Here is a 2,171-nt window from a genome sequence, read left to right on the forward strand (position 1 = left end):
GGTATGCTGTTGCCATCAAAACAGACCCATATTTTAGATTTTTGTTCTAGTTTTTTGCCATTACAAAACCTAAATATATGGTTATCAAATAAAAAAGGAGTCATCCGTGTCTGAATTCCATTCTGAGATCAGTAAATTGCCCCCTGCCCCTATTTGGCAGTTTTTCGATAAAATTTGTTCAATCCCGCACCCTTCGAAACATGAAGAAGAACTTGCTCAATACATTATTGCTTGGGCAACAGAGCAAGGCCTAGATGTACGTCGTGACCCAACGGGTAACGTATTCATCAAAAAGCCTGCAACGGCGGGTATGGAAAACAAAAAAGGTGTCGTGCTGCAAGCTCACATCGATATGGTTCCACAAAAGAACGAAGACACAGTTCATGACTTCGCTAAAGATCCAATCCAACCATACATTGATGGTGAGTGGGTTACAGCGAAAGGCACAACGCTTGGCGCTGATAACGGCATGGGCATGGCTTCTTGCCTAGCGGTTCTGGCTTCGAACGAAATCCAACACGGCCCTATCGAAGTTCTACTTACCGTAGATGAAGAAGCAGGCATGACTGGTGCTTTCGGTCTTGAAGCGGGTTGGTTAGAAGGCGATATCCTTCTTAACACAGATTCAGAGCAAGAAGGCGAAGTGTACATGGGTTGTGCTGGCGGTATCGACGGCGCAATGACATTTGAAATTGCACGTAACGCGATTCCAGCTGACTTCGTAACACGTAAGCTAACGCTAAAAGGCCTAAAAGGCGGTCACTCTGGTTGCGACATCCACACAGGTCGTGCAAACGCAAACAAACTGCTTGCTCGTTTCCTAGCGGGTCACGCAAAAGAGCTAGACCTTCGCATCGTCGAATTCAAAGGTGGTAGCCTTCGTAACGCTATTCCTCGTGAAGGTTTCGTAACGGTTGCTGTTCCTGCTGAAAACCAAGAGAAACTGGCTTCGCTATACAACTACTACACAGAGCTGCTTTCAACAGAGCTAGGTAAAGTAGAAGACAGCATCGTGACTTTCAACGAAGAAGCTTCTGTAGAAATGGGCGCACTTGCGTCAGCAGACCAAGCTCGCTTTATCGCGGCACTTAACGCATGTCCAAACGGCGTGATTCGTATGAGTGACGAGATTGAAGGTGTTGTTGAAACATCTCTAAACGTAGGTGTTATCACAACAGAAGAGAACTCAATCACAGTGCTTTGCCTGATCCGTTCTCTTATCGATTCAGGTCGTAGCCAAGTAGAAAGCATGCTTCACTCTGTTGCTGAACTAGCAGGCGCTAACATCGCGTTCTCTGGTGCTTACCCAGGTTGGAAGCCAGATGCAGATTCAGAAATCATGCACATCTTCCGCGACATGTACGAAGGTATCTACGGTCACAAACCAAACATCATGGTTATCCACGCTGGTCTTGAGTGTGGTCTATTCAAAGAACCTTACCCGAACATGGATATGGTTTCTTTCGGCCCAACCATCAAGTTCCCTCACTCTCCTGATGAGAAAGTGAAGATCGATACGGTTGAGCTATTCTGGAATCAAATGGTTGCACTGCTTGCAGCTATCCCAGAAAAAGCATAATTCGATAAACTATGTATGTTCAATAAATGGTGTTTCCAATAAATAGGGCTCTTCACTAAATAGCACTTTCAGTAAACACCGTTTATAGACACAAAATAAAACAGGTACTCAATGAGTACCTGTTTTTGTATCCAATCTTTGTAGCTATGTACTTGTGACTAAATAAACAATTAAGCGCGTGAAGCCGCGTAGCTTTCTAACTCATCAATTGAAGTTTGTGCCACTACTTCGCCGTCGATGAAGTATGTCACCATCTCACCATCACGAACTCCGATCAATGTCGCACGCTCACCAGACTGGTAAGTGATGTCCATTTGGATCGTGTTTTCGTCGATCTGCTGCATTTGACCTTTCTCAATCATATCAGCACTCGTAATCGGACCCACTGGTGCTTCAGTCAGTGACTTATCAAGCTGATGGTTGATATCAAGGTAAGTATCAATCTTAGTATCAAATATATGCGGTGCACCTGTTAGTGGGTTGCTGCCCGTCCAGAACTCTAGTGAGTTGAATACCAAGTAATCAGCTGCAACTGTTAGACCGTAAGCCGGTGCAAGCAATATGTTCAAACCACCACGAGCGTAACGGTTAT

At 44.9% G+C, this 2,171-nt stretch carries 2 protein-coding genes; one reads left to right on the top strand and one right to left on the bottom strand.

Annotation, left to right across the window (positions count from 1 at the left end):
* Nucleotides 1-106: 106 nt before the first annotated feature.
* Nucleotides 107-1,579, top strand: coding sequence for an aminoacyl-histidine dipeptidase (locus AB4653_RS20455; RefSeq protein WP_009847477.1), 1,473 nt, complete (start codon nt 107-109; stop codon nt 1,577-1,579).
* Nucleotides 1,580-1,749: 170 nt separating this feature from the next.
* Here the strand turns inward: AB4653_RS20455 and AB4653_RS20460 are convergent.
* A partial coding sequence (locus tag AB4653_RS20460) for a DUF3332 family protein (RefSeq protein ID WP_372105184.1) occupies nt 1,750-2,171 on the bottom strand: 422 nt, incomplete at its 5' end.

It is taken from the genome of Vibrio sp. 10N.222.48.A3 (assembly GCF_041475345.1).
Classification (GTDB): Bacteria; Pseudomonadota; Gammaproteobacteria; order Enterobacterales; family Vibrionaceae; genus Vibrio; species Vibrio tasmaniensis_A.